At 35.9% G+C, this 21153-nt stretch carries 11 protein-coding genes; 3 read left to right on the top strand and 8 right to left on the bottom strand.

The window, feature by feature from the left end:
• The first annotated feature begins 245 nt into the window (after positions 1-245).
• Complete coding sequence (locus DWB61_RS06015) at positions 246-3518, top strand: S41 family peptidase (RefSeq protein WP_125029996.1); 3273 nt, start codon at positions 246-248, stop codon at positions 3516-3518.
• Between the two features lie 355 nt (positions 3519-3873).
• Positions 3874-5850 carry a GNAT family N-acetyltransferase gene (locus tag DWB61_RS06010; protein WP_156190160.1) on the top strand — a complete coding sequence of 659 codons (1977 nt, stop codon included), beginning with the start codon at positions 3874-3876 and terminating at the stop codon, positions 5848-5850.
• 199 nt (positions 5851-6049) lie between these two features.
• On the opposite strand, the gene DWB61_RS06005 is transcribed toward DWB61_RS06010, so the two are convergent.
• Together DWB61_RS06005 and DWB61_RS06000 are read right to left on the bottom strand one after the other, a co-directional pair.
• Positions 6050-6439, bottom strand: coding sequence for a hypothetical protein (locus tag DWB61_RS06005; RefSeq protein WP_125029995.1), 390 nt, complete (start codon positions 6437-6439; stop codon positions 6050-6052).
• 28 nt (positions 6440-6467) lie between these two features.
• Positions 6468-6866 carry a hypothetical protein gene (locus DWB61_RS06000; RefSeq protein WP_125029994.1) on the bottom strand — a complete coding sequence of 133 codons (399 nt, stop codon included), beginning with the start codon at positions 6864-6866 and terminating at the stop codon, positions 6468-6470.
• A 203-nt stretch (positions 6867-7069) separates the two neighbouring features.
• On the opposite strand from DWB61_RS06000, the gene DWB61_RS05995 reads away from it, so the two are divergent.
• Positions 7070-8410, top strand: coding sequence for a B12-binding domain-containing radical SAM protein (locus DWB61_RS05995; protein ID WP_125029993.1), 1341 nt, complete (start codon positions 7070-7072; stop codon positions 8408-8410).
• A 50-nt stretch (positions 8411-8460) separates the two neighbouring features.
• Here DWB61_RS05995 and DWB61_RS05990 read toward each other — a convergent pair whose 3' ends face one another.
• The 6 genes from DWB61_RS05990 to DWB61_RS05965 form a co-directional block, all read right to left on the bottom strand.
• Positions 8461-9546, bottom strand: a complete 1086-nt coding sequence (locus tag DWB61_RS05990) for a hypothetical protein (RefSeq protein ID WP_125029992.1) — start codon at positions 9544-9546, stop codon at positions 8461-8463.
• 460 nt (positions 9547-10006) lie between these two features.
• Complete coding sequence (locus tag DWB61_RS05985; protein ID WP_125029991.1) at positions 10007-11269, bottom strand: cation:proton antiporter domain-containing protein; 1263 nt, start codon at positions 11267-11269, stop codon at positions 10007-10009.
• 5 nt (positions 11270-11274) lie between these two features.
• A complete protein-coding gene (locus DWB61_RS05980; protein ID WP_125029990.1) occupies positions 11275-11988 on the bottom strand; it encodes a hypothetical protein in 714 nt (237 codons plus the stop codon).
• Positions 11989-14397, bottom strand: coding sequence for a P-loop NTPase family protein (locus DWB61_RS05975; protein ID WP_148095935.1), 2409 nt, complete (start codon positions 14395-14397; stop codon positions 11989-11991). It abuts the gene before it with no gap.
• A 285-nt stretch (positions 14398-14682) separates the two neighbouring features.
• Positions 14683-16557 carry a metallophosphoesterase family protein gene (locus DWB61_RS05970; protein WP_125029988.1) on the bottom strand — a complete coding sequence of 625 codons (1875 nt, stop codon included), beginning with the start codon at positions 16555-16557 and terminating at the stop codon, positions 14683-14685.
• 543 nt (positions 16558-17100) lie between these two features.
• Entirely contained in the window at positions 17101-20088 is a 2988-nt protein-coding gene (locus tag DWB61_RS05965; protein WP_125029987.1) for an insulinase family protein, read from the bottom strand.
• Positions 20089-21153: the final 1065 nt, after the last annotated feature.

Here is a 21153-nt window from a genome sequence, read left to right as displayed (position 1 = left end):
AGTTTGAAAAAATTAGGAATAGAGTTGCAATTATTGTGACTCTATTTTTTTGGATGAGGATTCATAATGGTGATAAGCCTGCAATTTATGGTGTATAACGAGTCAGACATATTGGATATAGAATAGAATTGAAATGTTGGAATAATTAGTCTAATTTGGGTTTCTGATTGTAAGCAAAAGCAAATTTTTATTGTCTAATAGATATTTTTGATTATAAAGTATTATACAAACCAAAATTGATTGATATGACTAACAATTATTTGAAGAAACTGAGTCTGTTTCTTGTCTGTTTTATATTGTTGTCGGCTTATGTCCAGGCGCAGGGTACGCGCCTTTTGCGTCAGCCAACACTATCTGAAACACACATTGCCTATACCTATGCAGGCGATTTATGGGTATCCGATCTCAATGGCACCCATACCTTACGTTTAACCAGTACGCCAGCTGTTGAAAGCGATCCCTATTTTTCTCCTGATGGTCAAACTATTGCTTTTACATCCAATCGTTCGGGTGTGGATGCCGTTTATACGGTTCCTGTTACGGGGGGCGAAGTTAAGCAATTGACCTGGTATCCTGCAGCATCGAATGTACGTGGCTGGACACCTGATGGGAAACGAGTTTTGTATGCTTCAACTCGTGAAACAGCACCAAGCAATTACGATCGTTTATGGACCGTATCACGTGAGGGCGGTGTCTCAACCATGCTGAATGCGCAATGGGGAACGAAAGCTTCCTTTGCTGCTGATGGTAAGCAGATTGTTATTGATAAGGTTCGTCGTTGGGATAGGGAATGGCGTGCTTACCGTGGCGGACAAAATACCCCGTTGATTATTCTGAACCTTGAGGATTCAAGTGAGAAATTACTTCCTAATGAATCAACGATTGATGTTCAGCCTGTATGGATAGGTGATAAAATTTATTTTCTTTCGGACAGAGATTGGGCTATGAATATTTGGATGTATGATACCCAATCCAATGATTTAAAGCAAATCACGAAATTCAAAGATATTGATATCAAATCCCTTTCAGGTAATAAAGAAAAGCTTGTTTTCGAAAGAGAGGGCTATTTGCATACTTATGATTTAGTTTCAGGAAAAATAACACAGCTTGAACTAGAGCTTAGCGGCGATTTCCCTTGGGCAAGGACCAAGTGGGAAGATGTGAGTTCCAGCGTTCGTTCGGCATCCTTATCTCCAACAGGAAAGCGAGCAATTATGTCGGCTCGTGGTGAAGTCTTTACGGTTCCGGTTGAGCATGGCGATGCGAGAAACATAACCAATAATTCAGCAGCAGCCGATCGAGCTCCAATTTGGTCACCTAAAGGTGATAAAATTGCCTGGTTTTCTGATATAAATGGAAAAGGCTATCAATTGATGCTTGCTAATCAGGATGGTTTATCGGAGCCTGAAGCGATATCAATTAAAGAATCGAAAATGGCCTGGGAGCCAGCTTGGTCGCCCGATGGCAAGTATATCGTTTTCACAGATGACGATGTTCGTATTCGTTTGATTGATATTGAAGCCAAAAGCATTAAAACTATTGATGTGGGGGGCAATAACTTTGAACGTGGCGATTTAGGTCTAAGCTGGTCGAAGGATTCTAAATGGCTGGCCTATGCCAAATCGGGAGCCAACAATTTCCGACGTGTTTGTGTTTGGTCGATGGCTGACGATAGAGTCCGCCCCATTACCAACGAATTGGCTGATGCTTTTTCACCTGCCTGGGATGCCGACACGCATCATCTGTATTTTCTGGCAAGTACCGATTTGGCATTGCTATCGGGTTATGTGAATACCTCGGTAATGGGAGCAAAAGCACCTAATTACGAGGCTTATGTGGTTAATCTGCTTAAGAAAGATGCTTCGCCTTTTGAGCCTAGAAGTGATGAAGAAAAAGCGCCTAAGAAAGAAGATAAAAAGGATGCTAAGGATAAAAAGAAGGATGATAAAGAGAAGAAAGCCAAGGAAAAAGCCGATAGCCTGATGCAGATCGATTTTGATGGTATCGAGCGCAGAATTATTCCTTTGCCTATGGAAAAAGGGAAGTATCGTTATATGATAGCAGGACCTAAAGGCATTGTATTTATTGCCGAAGCGAATCCTAAAGGAAAAGGTTCTATTCTTCACAAATTCGATTTGAAGGAAAGAGAAGCTAAAGAGTTTGCTTCTGGAGTTGGAAGTGTTTCGATTTCTGCTGACGGGAATCAGATGTTGGCAAAAATGGGAGCCTCATGGAAAGTGATTGGAACCAAAGGGGCGAATACGAAAAGTGCCAAAGTTCTTAAGATCAACTTAAAAACACAGCTCGATCGAATGGCAGAATGGAATCAGATGTTTGAAGAAGCATGGCGATACCAACGCGATTACTTTTATGATCCAAATATGCATGGAAGAGACTGGGATGAGGTCTACAAGCGTTATACGCCTCTTGTGCCATATATTAAGCATCGCAGCGATTTAAATTATGTGCTCGATCAGGTGAATGGTGAACTGTCGGTAGGGCATAGTTTTGTTTTTGGTGGTGATTTTCCTAAGACCGATCGTCCGTCGGTTGGTCTATTAGGAGCTGACTTAAAGGCTGACGGTAAACATTGGAAAATTCAACGTATTTATACCTCTGAGAGCTGGAATCCTGATTTGTCGAGTCCTTTGGATCGTCCCGGAATGAAAGTAGAGCAGGGTAATTATATTGTGGGAATTAATGGTAAGGAGATTAGTAATAAGCAAGATCCTTATATGGCCTTAGATGGTACAGCTGGTCAGCAAACGGTTCTTCATATCAACAACAAGTCTGATTTTAAAGGGGCCTGGAAAATTACCGTGAAGCCTATAAGTAGCGAAAGAGCACTTCGTCAACGCGCATGGGTTGAAGATAACCGCCGTTTGGTTGATAAGCTTTCTGGTGGACGCCTGGCTTATATTTGGGTTCCGAATACCTCAAACAACGGATTTATATCTTTCAATCGCTACTATTTTGCTCAGCAAGATAAAGAAGGGGCCGTTATAGATGAGCGTTTCAATGGCGGTGGTCTTCTGGATGATTATATGGTTGATCTGATGAAACGTGAGACAAGAGCTTGTTTGACCAATGAGGTTCCAAATGGTGATCCGATTCGTCTGCCTGCTGGAATTGTTGGTCCAAAGGTTTTAATTATCAATGAACTTGCAGGATCGGGAGGTGACTTTTTCCCTTGGGTATTCAAGCATCAGAAAATTGGTCCTGTGGTTGGCGCACGCACCTGGGGTGGTTTGGTAAAATCGTCAATCCACTACAGATTGGTTGATGGCGGTGCCTTAACAGCTCCTGATAATGCGGTATTTGATCCGAACAAAAACGAATGGGTTGGCGAGAATAAAGGTATCTCACCAACGATTGATGTTCGTCAGGATGCTAAATCCTTAAACAAGGGCATCGATCCTCAGTTAGAGCGTGCTGTTAAGGAAGTACTTTCTCTTTTGCCGAAAACAAAGAGAAAGATTACGCCACCACCGTTCTCAACGCCTGCACTTAGAAAATAAGGATTTAATGTGTCTTAAATTAAGGAGTACTTAAAATAAGAAAGAATAGATATTTAAATATGAAGTCGAATCTGGAAAGTTATTTTCAGATTCGGCTTTTTTTATTTAGTTCAATAAGTTACTGGAGCGCAATTAGCTCCTCATTTGTTCTATTTTCATGGGTTATGGTCATATATGAAGCGTTGAAATTAAAGCTAGTAGCTTTGTATGATGAAAATGGAAATAATATTTATGATCATACAAATTTATTTTTTACAGAATGAAAAAGGAATATGTTTTATTCTTTAATTTGTGTTAGTAATTATAATTTTAGAATATAAACATATGGGTGTTAATAAGTGTTTTTGAATCTCAGATGAAGAAAATAGATATTGAGATAAGAAAAGCCAGTGTTGAGGATATTGGTTTTTTGTTAAAATTAGAAAAGGAGTCTTTTCCTGCTTTTCAAAGAAGTACCAAACAGAGTATAAAACACAGTATTGAAAGTGATTTTCAAGAAGTTTTAATTGCCGCAACGAAAGATGGAAGTAATACTCCTATTGGTGCTTTAGTTTTATTTAAGTACAGCAAGTCGTTACGCATATACTCGATTGCAATAGCCTCTTCATTTCAAAAGAAGGGCTATGGAGATTATTTGCTTAAACATGTTTATGAATTTGCAAATCGACATCAGTATGGAAAAATATTGATCGAGGTAAGTGCTAAAAACACCACATTAATAGACTGGTACAAAACTAAAGGATTTTATACTTTGGGAATGGTAAAAGATTATTATTGTGAAGGAGAAGATGCTTTAAAAATGGAGTTCAATGCTAAAGCTATTTCTTGTTCAAAAAAGACAAGTAATATTATTGTTATTAATCAGCCTTACAAATGGGCATTTACAGATATAAATGCAAAGATCATTTCTGTTAAAGAATATATTAATAACCCAATTTATCAAACAAATACGGATTTTAGAATTTTTAATCTATGCAGTTCTTATAAATATCAAAGCTATGGTTATTACGTTTCTTTACTTGCATCGGCACGTGGACAGCGCATTATACCAAGTACCATAACGATACGTGATTTTGGAATATTAAACGTGATTCATTCTGCAGCTTATGATATTGAAGAACATATTAATAGTTCATTGTATAAAGAGAAGGGAAATGCGTTCTCTTTAAATATTTATTTTGGGCAAACGAATATTAAAGGTTATAATTCTTTAGCATCAAAACTCCATCAATTATTTGAAGCGCCACTTTTTAAAGTCGATTTCATTAAGCATGATGAAAAATGGATGATTAAAAAATTAAAGGTATTAACCTTAAATAAGGTACCTGAATCTGACTTAAATTGTGTTTACGAATTCGCAGAAAAGTACTTCAATAAGAAAAGGTTTAACAATACAAAGTTGGTTAATTATAAGTATGATATAGCAGTACTTGTAGATCCTAAGGAAACCAATTCACCTTCCTGCCCTAAAGCATTGGAGAAGTTTAAAAGTGCTGCCAATCGAAAAGGATTGTACTTAGAGTTTATTACAAAAAAGGATATTGATAAAATCAATGAATTTGATGCTCTGTTTATTCGAGAAACAACCTGTGTCAATAATCACACCTACGAATTTTCCAGAATGGCCTATGCTGAAGGTCTTGTGGTTTTAGATGATCCATGGTCTATTTTACGATGTTCTAATAAGATATATCAGAATGAAATTTTTAAAAAGCACAAAATTCTAACACCTGAAACAAATATTTTCACTAAAAATTTATTTGATAAAAAGGTTCTGAAGCAAATGAATTATCCTTTGGTTCTCAAACAGCCTGATAGTGCTTTTTCTCTTGGAGTAATTAAGGTGGTAAATGAAATTGAGGCTCTAGCTGCAATTAATGATCTGTTTAAAATTTCAGATATGCTTGTTTGTCAGGAATTTCTATACTCTGAATTCGATTGGAGAATTGGAATAATTGATAATACCCCTTTGTTTGCTTGTAAATACTATATGTCTAAAGATCATTGGCAAATTTATAATTGGAAAGGTGAAGAGGAAGATCATTCTGGTGACTCTGAAACGCTCAGTATCGAATCAGTTCCTGAGATTGTAGTGCAGACAGCTTTAAAAGCCTCATCTTTAATAGGCGATGGCTTATATGGTGTTGATTTAAAGATGATAGATGGTAAAGTCTATGTCGTCGAAGTCAATGATAATCCTAATGTTGATGTCGATGTTGAGGATTTGGTCTTAAAAGATAAATTGTATGACTTAATTATTGAGTCCATTTATAATAGAATCGAAATTGCTAAAAACGTTCAAAAAATAGATTTTAGACATAAGTCAAAATAGTTGTTTGAAAGGTTTATTTGTGGTCGTGATCTTTTATAAAAGAGACCGTATCTCATAAACTAAATCAATAAAATTTAGAGGGTTGGACTTTTTAGTCTGACCCTTTTTGGTTCTATGGAGAATGATTTCTTTTAATCTACCACCTGTACATAAGGGTATTGAAAGGCTTTGTTCGTAGTTGTAATATGATTAGCTTCATTTAAAATACATTGTGAGTACTCATTGTCCAAATCAGGTGTGCTATCCCCCCAATAACAGAAAGAGCTGGAATAAAGAAAAGATGTCTGACTGGTTTCTTAAAAGCAGATAAATAGCAAATTAGAGGCATGCCAATCGCTCCAATTATAAAGAGAGCTGAGGGTAGGGCAACTTCCTGTTCTATGCCTAAGCTCTTTACCGTAAAAACAAAAGCGATATTGATAAAGGCAATGCCGAAAAAAGATATGTGACCCAGACGCATCATTCTTCTTTGCCAGGATCCATAGCCACCCAACCATACTTCTTTGTGAAAGAAAAGGCCCTGTATGGCACCAAAAATACCGCCAAGCAACATGCCAATCCATGCTGCATATAAGTTGATTTCACTCATCGTATTAGATTTAGGAATTTGGTGATATTCATCGATTTTTGCTTACCCACATATAGCATTCTAACATGAGTATCAGCATGATTAAATCAAGAATGCCAAAGAGAGCAAAAAAGATAAAGTGAGGTATATTACCCACTAAAGCATAAAAAAAGGCAATTGAGCAATAAGCGAGTTTGTACATTAACCCCACTAATATAAGGTCAATGTTTTTTTGCAAATCACCTTTGTATATTAGGAAGTAGGCCAGTCCAATAACTAGAAGGAAGGCCCCAATTAAACTCAAATAGCCTATAAACTCAGGTAATTTGTCAGAAATACCAATTAATTTGAAGGCCCATCGAGAAAAAAATAAGAAGACTAGACCTAAAATGAGATCATAAATTGCCGCTACTAAAAACAAGCCCTTGTAATAAGATATTCTGCTCATGATTTTATGATTTAACCATTAAATGCTATTTATAAAGTTACGGAACTTGTATTTTTTTTCCTTATTTCTACATAATTCAGAGTAATTATAAATAATTGACTGATAGGTCTTTTAATGCTTGTATTTCATCTATTGTTCAAAAGTTTTGTCTAAAATGCTTTAACTTTATAGGACGTTGCGATCTTCCTTTAATATTTTATACCATGAAAAAAGAATATAAGGTCATTTTAGTTTCAATGAGTGGTGTCAGGGTATTCAATGAGAAATTACTCAAGACTGGATTAACTCTGCCAGGTTTTGTTGATCGAAGCCGTGTAATTGCAAGTTTACCAAGTTTGGGGCTTTTAACTCTTGCCGCCCATACACCAGATGCCTGGGAGGTGATTTATAGAGAGCTGGATGCTTACACTGATGATGATATCGCAGATATACTGAATGAGAAACCCAATATTGTCGCTTTTTCTGCTTTAACTTCAAGAATTAATGAAACCTACGAGCTTGCAGCACAGTTCAGAAAACAGGGTGTAACGGTCGTTATGGGAGGTTTACACGTTTCAGCATTGCCGGATGAGGCTATTGCTCATGCCGATGCGGTCGTTCAAGGTGAATGCGAAATGCTTTGGAAAATATTACTTAAGGATTATGAATCGAACACATTAAAAGCTTTATATAGCTCTTTGACCGAACCGAAAATGGCTTTTCATCTTGAGGATTCAAAGGTTCCAGCTTATGATTTGCTGGATATAAGCAATTATAACCGGTTAACCATTCAAACAACCAGAGGCTGTCCACACGATTGTCATTTTTGTGCTGCATCAAGAACTATTAGTGATTATAAAAAGAAACCTATTAAATTAATCAAAAAGGAACTGGATAAGATCTTTGAGATATGGGATAATCCTTTTATAGAATTAGCTGATGACAATACCTTTGTGGATAAAGAGTGGTCTAAGGATCTTCTCAGACTATTTACTAATTATAAGATGAAATGGTTTACCGAAACGGATATTTCTATTGCTTGCGATGATGAACTCTTAGAGTTATTGGCTAAATCAAATTGTATGCAAGTCTTAATTGGTTTGGAATCAGTTAATTTTGATAGTATCAAGGGCTTAGATGGAGGATGGAAGTCTAAGCAATTTAAAAATTATTCGAAGGCCATTGATAAGATACAGTCATATGGAATAACGGTAAATGGTTGTTTTGTATTGGGATTCGACTCCGATACGAAAGAAACCTTCAGAGAGACTGAACAGTTTATAAGGGAGAGTCATTTATCGGATGTGCAAATTACAATTCTGACCGCTTTTCCATGTACTGATTTGTATCAGCAACTAAAAAATGAGGGGCGATTATTGACTGATTATTGGGATAAGTGTACCTTATTCGATGTCACCTATCAGCCTAAAAACTTTAGTGTTGAGGAATTAGAAGATGAATTTCAAAACTTAATGACCCATGTTTATTCTGATGAAATGGTAATAAGACGCAAGGAAATATTTAAACAGACCTTGTTGAATAGAAAGAAGTTCATAGCTACTTAATCCATTTGCCATTCATTCTCTTTATTCTGACCTTATCACGTTATCCTTATTTACTTTAATCCTTTAATAACAACATTTCCAGTTCCTCTTGGGTCGCAAGGGTATTGAAAAGCTTTAGCCGCCATCTTTGGATTATTAATTGTTTGGTAAAACTCATCTAAGTATTTTAGTGTTTGTTTGAGATAGCTTTCCTCAAGCAGAAAATTGTTGGTATAAATGGCATAGATATCTGCCTTTAAACTATTGAAAAGGTCGAAAGTAGGCTGAAATTCTCTCATATCTTCTATACAGTAGCCTCTGTAGCGTCTTTGTCTGACGGTATTCATTTGAAGTTCCTCGGCTGGTTTAGCATATGGGGCATTCACAAGACCTGCATGATCAAAATCGTAGGGGATTGAAATAAGACCATTTTTATCCTTTATATGAATTAATTTGATGTTGTGACGGTATTGAATGGACCAATCGGTATTGCCTATCAGGTATTGAAAAACTGCCATATTTAGAAATTCTTGTTTGATGGTTCTTTGGGGTTTGGTATTAACCCGTTTGAAAAGCTGTGATCTTAATCTATTTGCTAAAATATTTTGGTTTTCTAGAAGGATGCTATATTGGTCTACCATCATTTTTCCTTTTACAGCATCTTCAAAACAAAGCTTTACTAATCTGACATTAAAACTGTTTGCACTAATCAATTGATAAACTTTATAGATCAGGTATTCTCGTAGCACATATTTGTGATCAACACAGGGGGTGACCAGCTTGATTTTCCCTTGGCCTGCAAAGAGATCGTTTGATTGGATCTGTACCGAATCAAAATTAAGCAGTAGAGGAGGTGTTTTGCAATTTTCTCGCTTACGTCGAAAATTGCCTCGTGTTTTCACACGAATATTTAAGCTATCGATTTTACCACTGGCAAGTTTATAGGTCAATAAGATAGGGTGGTAGCTAGCATCATCACGTCTATCCTTAAAGAGTTCACGAATATTGCCATTGAGGCATATTTCAAACAGCTCATCCGATTCGAATAGTGCATCTTGTATACAAATCGTATCGATTAACGTCTGCATATCGCTCTCCTGAGCAGAAAGAGGTATCTGCAAGCAAAGTATCAGGAGTAAGTTTGCGGCAAATCTCATGAGCCTGAGTTATTTTGGTTTCTTAGTTTACACCTCTCTATCCTTCGGATATCTCCACTAAAGGGGGAGAATTAGGAACAGGTTTTAGAGAAATAGTAATATCTTTTTTAGGTGTATTCATCTATCAATTTAAGGGTATCAGGAGGCATTACTCATACTTAATCATCATCCACATCAATAAGGACAATGACATTTTGAGAAGTGAAGTTTCCTAGGTTCATCATCCATTTTGTCTTTTTCTTGTACAAGTTTGGCTCACCAGCGGGATCATTATTTATTTGATAGAATGTTCGCTTCAGTAAGTTTATTATGTGAATTTTGTCAGTCGTAGTATATTAATCTGATTGAAGGAATAAGTTATAGAACAATTTTTAAATAACAAAACGACTAATGCTTAATGATTAGTCGTTTTGTAAATAAGAATGTTATAGATGTTTAATTAACAAGAAACTTTAGCCTCCTATAACTCATCGATGCTTGGAGCTTTCCATTTTACACTTTCTACTTTTCTATCTGAGGCCATATTTAGTGCTATTGAGTTTCTGTACTTGTCGTAAATCATTGCGAAAGTCATAATTAAACTGGTTCCAATAATTACACAAAGCAATATTCCTGGCTCAAATCCTACAATTTGGGCTTCGGTAGGTATGCTGTAAAAGAGAAGAACGGTAATTAAACCACGAGGAGCAATGAACAATTGCGGTATGATATCTTTTCCGGCAAAAATACGAAGTGTCATGTATCGTATCGTATAAATCGAAACAAGAATCAGGAAACTAATCAGAGTCACGTTTAGGCTTAGTAAAGAGGAAACAGCTATAGAAAGACCAAAAATCACAAAGAAAAAGGTTCGGACAACAAAGGCTGTTTCTGCTGTAATCGTGTGTAACTCATGATAGATATGATGTGCTTTATCGAAATCAATTAATTTTGAAAGTTTGCCTTTGAAAAAAAGTTTCATATTCGCTATTACTAAGCCGAATATCAGAATGATAATAAGCGAAGAGAGGTGCATTTTTTTACCAAGTGCATATAGTAATAACAATACCGCTATTAGTAAAAATAGCTTTACCTGACTTTTGATGCGTTGGAAAATTAAAATGATTGCATAACTGGCTATCAGAGAGATAATAATGGTGAGTATTATATTTCCTGCAAAACCGGTTACACCGCTGTCTTCGGCAGGATTTAATTTTCCGGTTAAAAAATAGAACATCATAATGCCCATGATATCCGAAAAAGTACTTTCGTAGATGTGAAATTCTTTTTTGCTTGCATTTAAACCTGATACGCTTGGTATGATAATGGCACTGGATAGTATAGACAAGGGAGTTGCGTATAGCCAGGCCGATTGCATGGTCATTCCGGGTATGAAATTGTAAAGAATCAACACAACTGCCCATGTAGATAAAATCAGGCCGCTTAAGGCTACGCTAAATGATTTTAGGATGGGGATCAATTTCTCTCTTTTCAGTTCTAGTTCCAGGGCCGCTTCCAGCACAATCATAATTAATCCGATAATTCCCAGAACTTCCAGAATGGGAAAGAAATTTAATGATGTTGCATTGAAATATTTTAGGATGTATTGGCAACCAACCCCAAGTACGATGAGCATCAATACGGCAGGGATATTGGTTTTTCTGGATAATCCATTGAATAAAAAGGATAAAATAATGATTATAGATACTTCAATAATCAAATTATAAGATGAAATGATTTCCATGTTGCTTACTTAAAATTGTTGGTTGTACTTGTTTCAATCTGTATTTCCTGTAAAAAGGCTGTTAAATCTTCGGTGGCAGCACCATTTTCAAGTGTATACTGAAATTTATATACCTGAGGAGTTTCACTGTTCTTGATGCTGGGTTTTTGTCCGAAATCTAAAATAGGATTGTCGAAAATCAGATTTAAAACCTGCTCTTTTGTTAGTTCTGTTTTCAGGTAAAGAGTTTGCCTTAATTTGGTGTTCACATTTGAGTTGATTGCAAACCCTAAATTTTCAATCTCTGTGTAATTAATAAATCGTTCTCCTGATTCAGCATTGATAATTAAACCGAAGGATTGAAGATTCTTAACTTCGCCTTTAAAATCTCCTATCGTGATAAATGCGTCTTTGCTTACCAAGGGGTTTGCCTTGAAAAAAATGCCGCTCACGTAGTTTTTGATATAGTAAAAACCAAAAAGACTTATAAAAACCAATAGAATACTGTGTGTAATGTAATTGATCGATATAAAATCAAGCAATAAAAACGATAATGCAGCGGGTTTATAAAACAACTGACTTTTTCTTAAAAAGCTTATTATTTTTTTATTGGTGACGTTCTTTTTAGCAAATCGCTCTCCAATGTATGTTATTAGTTTTAGTATCCAATAGATGACTAATAGCAGTACAATAAGACCTAGTAGGCCGCTCCATGTGTATAGTGTTTCGATATTTTCCATTTAGTTGAGTACTCCTTTGTATTTTAAAATTTCACGAATGTTGTGGTATAATACTGGATTTAAAACCAGATTTCCTTCAGGGTTTCGCAGAAAAACTTTGGTGTTAATTAAACGTTTTAATCCGGATTTATATGAGCTGTCGTATCGTTTGCCCAAAAAGTTTTTTAATACAATTTCATTAATGTGTTTGTATAACAAAACATATTTGAGAATAATTACTTCTTCGGTGGTGAAAAAATCTTCAAATTCATATTCCTTTTCCTGATAAACAACTCTATTGTCGTCAGTAGTAGTGATTGCATATGTCCATGCTTGCAAGACTTCGCCCATATTGTAGTCGTAATTTTTACACAATTTTTGGACATATAACTCCAGTTGTTTATTGTGCAAGGGGAGCCCTTTTTCTGTAACCAGACTTCGGTGAGAGGCACCATGTCGCAATAAGATGGCTTTATGTATTTCATCTATTTTGGCTTTATTAACATCGATAATGGAGCTAAACGAATGAGAAAAAGGAAGCCTTCTGTCCAAATGAGACTGCATGGCACTTGAAGTCGTCATGATAACGAAAACCTGATCCGATTCTGATTCTATGAACTCTATGGCGGCTCTTACATTATCCAATAAACTGTGATTTTTGTCTCTCCATAATTCCAGATTATCAATGACCAATAAAGGGCGGAAATTATAGGTGTGTTTCTTAATGTGCTGAAGAGCTTCTGCAAGGTTTTTTGTGGTCGTAAATTTTCTTCCTTCAACGGAAATCGTACTGTCTATTTCGAGAACAATACTTTGTTTATCGAAATGATCTTTTGCCACACTTTCTATAAAGGTGGATTTTCCACTTAAATTATTTCCTACTACTAGTGCCGCTTTATTATGTCCTTTTTCCCATAGATTTAAACTTTCCTGTAGTTTTTGTTTTTCGGTTTCGCGGGGAACCAGGAACAAATCGCCAATAAAATTCTTATTTAAAAAAAGAGTATCGTAATGGATGTTTGATGCTTTAAATGTTCTGTATTCAATGCATTTTGATGATGCCTCTAATTTCTTAAAAGGATTATCAGCTGTGCTGATTTCATATTTTGTACTGAAAAAAGAAAGGATGTTTTGAATTTTTCTATCGACGTCGATTAAGAATTTATTTTTTGAAGATGTGAGCTGGGTCATTGATGATTGCAAAGAAACTTTTAAAAAATCTTCGGTATCATAAATATTTGTGACTAAGAAATCTGTACTGAATTTTTTTTGTACTTCACCAATTATCTTCCTTTGCAGCTTTTCATTTGTGTCGGCCGAGAGCAACAAATTTTGGATGCTTTGCACCTGAGAAGGCAAGGTTTCAAGCGTATTGTTATTTTTAAGTAAGGTTAAACTGCTTTTTAAATTGTGTAAGCTATGCTTATAAAAAGCGACCAAATTTGCTCTGTTCTGCCACAGTTCGATCAGATCGGGGAGTAGCATATAGTTCAGCCACTTTTTAGCCGATTTATTAAAGTCTATTTTTTTGATGAGAAGTAAACCATCTTCGCTTGCAACAGGAATGCTATTTTCTTTAAGTAATGCAATTTTTAATTCAATATCAAAGGCATAGGTTTCCTGTTGTGGATTTTTTAAATCTAAATCATCTAATATCTTCTCAATTAGTGAAATGGTTTCTGAGGTTTTAACAGGTTCATCCAAGTTCTGGACTGAATCCATGACCCTTATTATAGTTTGTTTTGAACTCTCAAGTTCACTGATAAGCGTTGTACAAATGGTTTGGGTATGGTTTTTAATATCCCTAAAAACAAGGATGATATCCGCTAAAGTATAAGCCGATTTTTCAATATCTTTTGCTTGGTTTTGTATGGTTAGAAATTGATTTTTGTAGACTTCCCAAGGGTTTTGCTGGTGTTTGGCTTTGGAAACAAGCTTCTTCCTTTTTTTATCTGTTTGCTGAATCGAATTTTGTTCTTCACTGATTTTCTGAATAAAGGAATGGATTGCTTTTTCTAAAATTGCTTTGGATTCTTTTAAGTGATGCTGTATTGCCTTATCATCAACCAACGATTCTTGTTTCTTATTTTGTGAAATTTGAAGCTGCAATAGCACATCGCGATGTATCAACATCGTATCCTTAAATGATTCAGATAACAGATAGTGTAAGCTGTGTATTGTGGTGAAGTCGAAATTTTTGCCAGTTTGTACTTTGTTGTATTCCTGATCGCCTATCGTGATAAAGAAATTGCTGACTTCCATAAAATCTTTTAGAATAAGCTGAGAAAGTCTATCCTTTGTCAGGCTTTGTTCCAATAGGTTTAGATAGTCATCTAAATGTTTATTTAAAACCTCTAAAGTTTTTATGTGATTGGTTGTTAGATTTTTCTCTTTGTCAGATATCATGTGTTTCAAATCTTTGTTATTCATAATAAACCCAATGCAATATAAGAATTCCAAATTCAGGATTTTTATATTTTTAAATACTTTTTATGATGACTTATAAATAAAAAGAAAGAAAGAATTATTGTGTTGACAATAAGGTGAATGGAACTTGAAACGGCCTGTGAGATCCAGCGCTTTGCACATATTTTACTTGGGATAGATATTGAATGGTGTCATCCTAAAACAGTTAATTTGCCTTCTGATATATATTAAAACATCAATTAACTAAAGCCAAATTTCAGATCCTAGTCCCCTCTAAAGTCAGGGATACTATTTTCGAAGAGTATATGCATCAATCAGTTCCAAGGTATCCGGATTTTTTACTCGAACATGAACGCTTGAACCATCCACGTCAATAAGTACAAGGGCATTTTGAGTAGAGAAGTTCCGTAGGTTCATCATCCAGGCTGTCTTTTCCTGTGCATAGTATGGGGCACCTGCAGCACCATTATTGATTTGATAGAATGTTCGCTTCAGTTTTAGCTTATCGTGTGGGTAATTCTCAGGATAACGAGGCATATCTTCGTTAATGGTCAGCATATTGTAATTGTGCTCGTCACCCGTAAGGGCAGCAACCGTTTTATTGCTTTTGTTCACGATAAGATCCAAAAGTTGGTCTCTTCGCTGAATAATACCTTCAATATAGCCTTTCCCAGCGACCATGGCTCTGTAACGATTATCACCACTATACCACATATCATCCTTTACATGACCACCATTGGGAAAAAAAGGCGTGTGCAGACTAATAAAAATATGATCGATGGTCTCATTCTTTTCAAGCTGTTTAAGCGTTTTTTCAAGCCATTTTAGCTGGTTATCCATGATAAAGGCGTGCAAGTTTCCGCTAGCAAGATGTAGGCCTTGTGGGGCATAAAAATAGTCGGAGTTTAAAACCACCATAGCGATATTATCATAGCTATACCAATAAACTGATTCTTTATAGGAGGGAAAGTCCATTATTGAAGGATTAGGGTCATAAATTGATCCATCCTCACTTTGGGGACCATTTTCTGGCAATACAAAGTTATCTTGAAAGATAGACTCCCCAGAATCATCTGCAAATGGGAAATGATCAATCATATAGCTATAATTAGACACCGTATCATTAAAGAGATAGGAATAGGCCTCATGATTCCCAAAACCAGCATAAAAAGGGATATAATGCCAATAAGGCTCAACGGCATGCTTCCAATTAGCATATTGAAGATTCATTCTCTCTTTACTCACTTCATAACCATCGATTAAATCACCCGTGAATTGTACAAATTTGGCATCTTCCGCCTTAGCCAGCGAAGCAATGCGTTTCATAATATAAGCATTGGTTCCAAAAATGTTTCTTTCACCACCGCCTTGACCTGCTCTTGAATCACTACCATAAGCAAAAGTGAATCTTTTTCTATCACCAGGTTTTGGAGCCGTCTCGAACTTAAAGTTGAAGCTAAGTTTATCTATCTTAAGGGTGTATGGATAAGTTGTTTTCGCTGTCAGTTTATTTATTTTTATTTCGTGTTGTAAGCTTGCTTTTTTATCATGATATGTTTTGCCATTGACAACAATGCTTGCTTTTATTTTTTGTGAAGTTGTGAAAGAAATGACAAGTTCTTTATCCGTTAATTTATTAATAAAAGGACCTTCGATAAGGGTTGGAACAGCTGTAAATAAGTCATCTTTATGGGTAAAGGCGACTTTCCCGTCATAAAGGATGGTTCCATCCTTATTGACGATACGGTAACCCAAAACACCTTGACCAGATTTCTCCCAGCCAATCATATCGTACCTGCCCGATAGTCTGGATGCGATAGGAATGTTTGTTTTCCCATTGATGATAGGAGCGCTTTCTCTAAAATAAACAGGCTGAGGGAAACGACCGTCCTTATAATTGATGAAACCATAATAGAGCGTCCCATTTAGCTCAGGGAATTTAAAATCGATATCCAATCCTTTTTGTGTGCCAGTTACGTTCGAATATAAATCGCTAAAGTGAAACATGTCATTAGGAGGGACAGCATAAATTCTTTTGTTTTCCAATTGTAAGTAGATGCCATTTTCATCGGTACCTATATTGGAATAAACGGCGGGTACTTCTTGTGCTTTCAATGGGATAATAAGGAATATGCAGCATGCCCATGTTAATAACTGTCTCATTACATTTTCTTTTTAGAGGTTAGAATGTGTTGATTCCCATTAAAGATACAATAAGAGAAGGAGGCTTGCAGATTTTTTTAGATGAATTTACTATTAATTCAGATTGTAAATTTGCTGTAATAAAGGCTTTGGATCAATCCTGTCCTAAACATTTTTGTTAGTGCCTTGTATTTCATTACTATTCTCACAATTAAGCTCAAAATAGGAACAAAGGGTTCTTTTTTGAGATCAAGGAAATAGGGCATCTCTTTTAAATCTTTTTCGTTTAACGAAAGCTTTAGTAAGACCGGGAAGTTGAGAACTTGTTCGAAAATCACCCGGCCGCACTTAAGCATGAGGCAAATAAGAAAGATATTTAAAAAGCAGCCTTGATCTTTTTTGCTTCGTTTTTTGGATCAAGCCAAAAAATGAAGTCGGGTTTGGGCGAAGCGCCAATTTATTTAGGACGCTATTGGCTTTGGATTTATTTTAAAGACTGAGGTTTAAACAAAAATAAAGGAGCCATATAGGCTCCTTTATTATTTTTTTATTATAAACAATGACTTATTCTGTAAGGCTAATAACTTTGCCAAACAGTTTCGCATTTTCGGTTACTTTGTCTTCGTTACCATACACACAAATAGCATCCTGTGCCAAAATGTCTTCCACCATTTTTTTCATTTCTTTAATATCTGCTGGTGTTGTTGATAAAACGGCTGCTCGTTCAGCTTTTAGCTCTTCGGCTGTTGTTTTCTCGAAGTAATATTTAATCGCACGATTTCCTCTTTGTGAAGCTGTCATAGGGCCATCCATTCGTGAAATAGTACCAATAATATAACGAGTCATTTCTTTTGCATCGGCATCAAACTTTTCCAGATATTCTGGCGTTTTGTTATAATTATCGATAGTTTCTGATAAATTAGGATCACGGTAAGAAGCAAAATAAACATTGCCACTATTTGAGATTCCTGCAAAACCACCATAAGCACCCCCAATGACACGTATCTGCTTTTGAAGCCAGTCGGTTGAAAGTACCTGGTTTAGAACTCTCATTTTACCGTTGTAATCGTATCCAAGCTTTTTTAAGTCGTAACCTTTAACTACATATTGTACTTTCGAGGCCGTCTTTAAACCTTCGTTTTTCTTTTTAAAGTCAAATTTCCAATTATTTAGACTAACAGGTCCTTCTTTTAACTTGCCTGCAAAGTTTTGCATTCCTGTTGTATAGGCCATAAAGTCTTTCTCGTCACAGGTAACAGAACCAATCATATTTTCTTTGGCAAAAAGTAAACTTGCTGTTTTTTCAAGATTGGCAATAAGCTCGTCACTTTTAGCATCGAAATGATCTGATAAATCAGTAACAAAACGATAATAATCCAATCCGCTGGTTTCCTCGCTGTAAGCTCCATATTTAGAGTAATACGAACGAAGGCGGGTCATGGCGTAATTTAAACCGTTATTTTTAATATCAGAGTCAACTCTGGATTGATGACGAGTCAGTAGTTCTTTCAAACGATCTTTATCGTTTAGTTTCGAATGATTAATCACCTCATTAGCCAATTCAAACATTTTTCCAGCCTTTGCAGCTGTCGCTTTGGTATAAACTGCAAATTTAGGAATCATCTTATCGTCAGAATGTTCTTCAAGGAAAGTGGTTGTGTATGTGTTGAAACCACCTGTTTGAATATTCAATGCATTATCCAGTTCACCGTAAGTGTAATTTTCCGTGTTCAGTTTGCCTAAGAAGGAAGACAAGAGTTCTGCATACGGAATTAGATCTTTAGGTAAGGTGCGGATGTCAAAATACAAGTTACTGTATAGGATATTGTTTGTGAACGTATTGTGGTGTAAAACCTCTACGTCAGCAATAGACTTCTTATCGATTCCAAACCATTCAATATCGCTTGTGATATCTGCCAATTCAAGCATTGGAATAGTAGCCATCGCTTCAGGTGTATCCTCCCTTTTCTGGTAAGCAATCAATTCTTTAGTTTGAGTAATCAAGCTCTCTTTTTCCTCATCACTTAAACCATCTTGAAATGCTTTGAGTTCCGCTTTTGTTTCCTCAGTTAGTTTAGCTTGCAAACCAGGTTCTGGTTTTAAAACCATTAATAAAGCATGAGGGTTGTTTGTCAAATATTTGGTTGTGGTTGTTTCGAGAATATTGGTAGTAAGCGCTTTTTTAGCTTCTTCCAATGGTTTATTATATTCTAAACCAATGAATGGATCATTAGCAAACATCCAGCTTTGATAAGATTGGAATAAATACATCATCCCTTTCTGTGGTGTATTGCCTTCTTTCATGTTGAATTCCATACGATTTAGAATGCCTTCAACCATTGTTTTATCAAAACCTTTTTCTGCAACTGTTTTCATCGTAGAAAAAACGATCTCTTTGAATCTGTCTTTATCCTCAGGGTTCGCATTTTCTACTGTAATGTCGAAAACACCCTGTTTTGCAGAATTATAATAAGCACTCACGTCGCGACCAATTCCAGCTTCTTGTAAAGCTAAGCGTAAGGGAGCTGATTCGTGATTAACCAGTGCGTCAGCTAAAACATCGAAAGTTAATCCTAAAGCGATATCGGTACCTTCGCCAGCTACAAAACTTATATTTAAGAAAGTTTGATCTTTTGTTGAGGCCCCATCAGATACTGCATAGGTTTTCTCAGCTTCCTTCATTTTATCAAATGGCTTTTGCAAAGGAATTTCCACTTTTTCAGTTGATAAATCGTAATTCGATAAATACTCAGTATCGATAAACTGAAGTTCTTTATCTAAATCGCCATTACCATATAATAAAATGTAGCTGTTACCTGGGTGGTAATACTTTTTATGAAAGTCTACAAAAGCTTCCTGACTTAGCTGAGGAATCGCTTTAGGGTATCCTCCTGATGAAACACCGTAGGTATTATCCGGGAAAAGAATCTTATTAACTTGGTAACCCAATTCTCTGTTTGGATTTGAGAAGGCTCCTTTCATTTCATTATAAACGACACCTTTATAGACCACTTCATCGTCTTTGCTTGCCAATTCATGATGCCAGCCTTCTTGCTGAAGAATTTTAGGGTCGGTACGAAGATTTGGATTAAAAACAGCATCAAGATAAACATGCATCAGGTTGAAATAATCCTTATCGTTCATACTTGCTACCGGGTAGGTTGTAAAATCAGAACCTGTCATGGCATTTAAAAAGGTATTTAAGGAACCTTTTATCAAAATGTCGAAAGGACTTTTTACAGGAAAATTTTTCGAGCCATTCAAAACAGAGTGCTCCATAATATGAGGTGTACCACAATCGTTTTGAGGGGTTGTTTTAAAGGCAATATTAAACAACTTATTCGGATCGGCGGCTGCAATTTTCAGTAATCTAGCGCCACTTTTGTCATGCTTAAACAACAAACAGTTGGCATTTACTTCTTCCACAAATCTGTTCTCAACCAGAGTAAATCCATGGTACTTTTCTCCTGATTGAAATTTCTCCTTAGGGGCACAAGCCGTAAATACAGCGAATAGAGCCACAAGAAAGAAATAGGCAATGTTTCTTTTCATGTTAAATGTTTTTAGTGATTGTTATTTCGATTCGTTTGTGAGTTTGTAAAATATGTAATTTTACAAATTGTAGTAAATATAGTAAAATACCTTTAACCTTATACAGACCGATCATGTGGATCAATCTAACTATTCGATAACTTTTAGTATTTAGTGGTTATTATGCCTGAAAATAAAGATTATCAATAATATTGTTAAAAAACTCTAAACATCAGATTATGGCCTTTTGATTGTCTCTAGGGTGTTTTTTCATCATCCATTTACCCCAAACCCCTGAAGGGGCTTCTGAATTGCATTTATAAGGATTTCCTTTAGGGGACTTAGGGGGTTGTTGCAGTTTATCAGATGAATTTTCATCATCTGGATTATTCATCTGATAAGTCGCCATATCAGCAGAAGTGGGAAAGGTAAAAACACAAAACCTGACGGAGTCTTTAGACCCGTCAGAGTTTAATTTTTTTTTAGATGCCGATTACATTTGCTGTTCTGATCTTATTCGAAATCAGTATTTTGATGCATTTAGCTTTTGGCATTAACTCTGTCAGGTACTTCGTACTCTGACAGGTTTTATTTAGTTTGGAACCTGACAGGTGCTTCGTTCTCCGTCAGGTTATATTCAGTTTGGAACCTGACGGAGTCTTTAGACCCGTCAGAGTTTAATTTTTTTTAGATGCCGATTACATTTGCTGTTCTGATCTTATTCGAAATCAGTATTTTGATGCATTTAGCTTTTGGCATTAACTCTGTCAGGTACTTCGTACTCTGACAGGTTTTATTTAGTTTGGAACCTGACAGGTGCTTCGTACTCCGTCAGGTTATATTCAGTTTGGAACCTGACGGAGTCTTTAGACCCGTCAGAGTTTAATTTTTTTTTAGATGCCGATTACATTTGCTGTTCTGATCTTATTCGAAATCAGCATTTAAATAAATCAAAAGATCATTAGCTTTTTTTATGTTGAAAAAGCGAGATATAAAGCCTATTTTTGATCTTTCAATCCTGAAAAGGAGAGAAGCAGGAGATAGGAGAGAAGGCAAGCAGCTTTCAGGATATATAAGAATAAGAGA

Origin of the sequence: Ancylomarina euxina (assembly GCF_003863355.1) — a bacterium.
Lineage (GTDB): Bacteria > Bacteroidota > Bacteroidia > Bacteroidales > Marinifilaceae > Ancylomarina > Ancylomarina euxinus.
The sequence above is the reverse complement of the archived record's forward strand: the minus strand, read 5'-3'. Positions and strand labels throughout refer to the sequence as shown.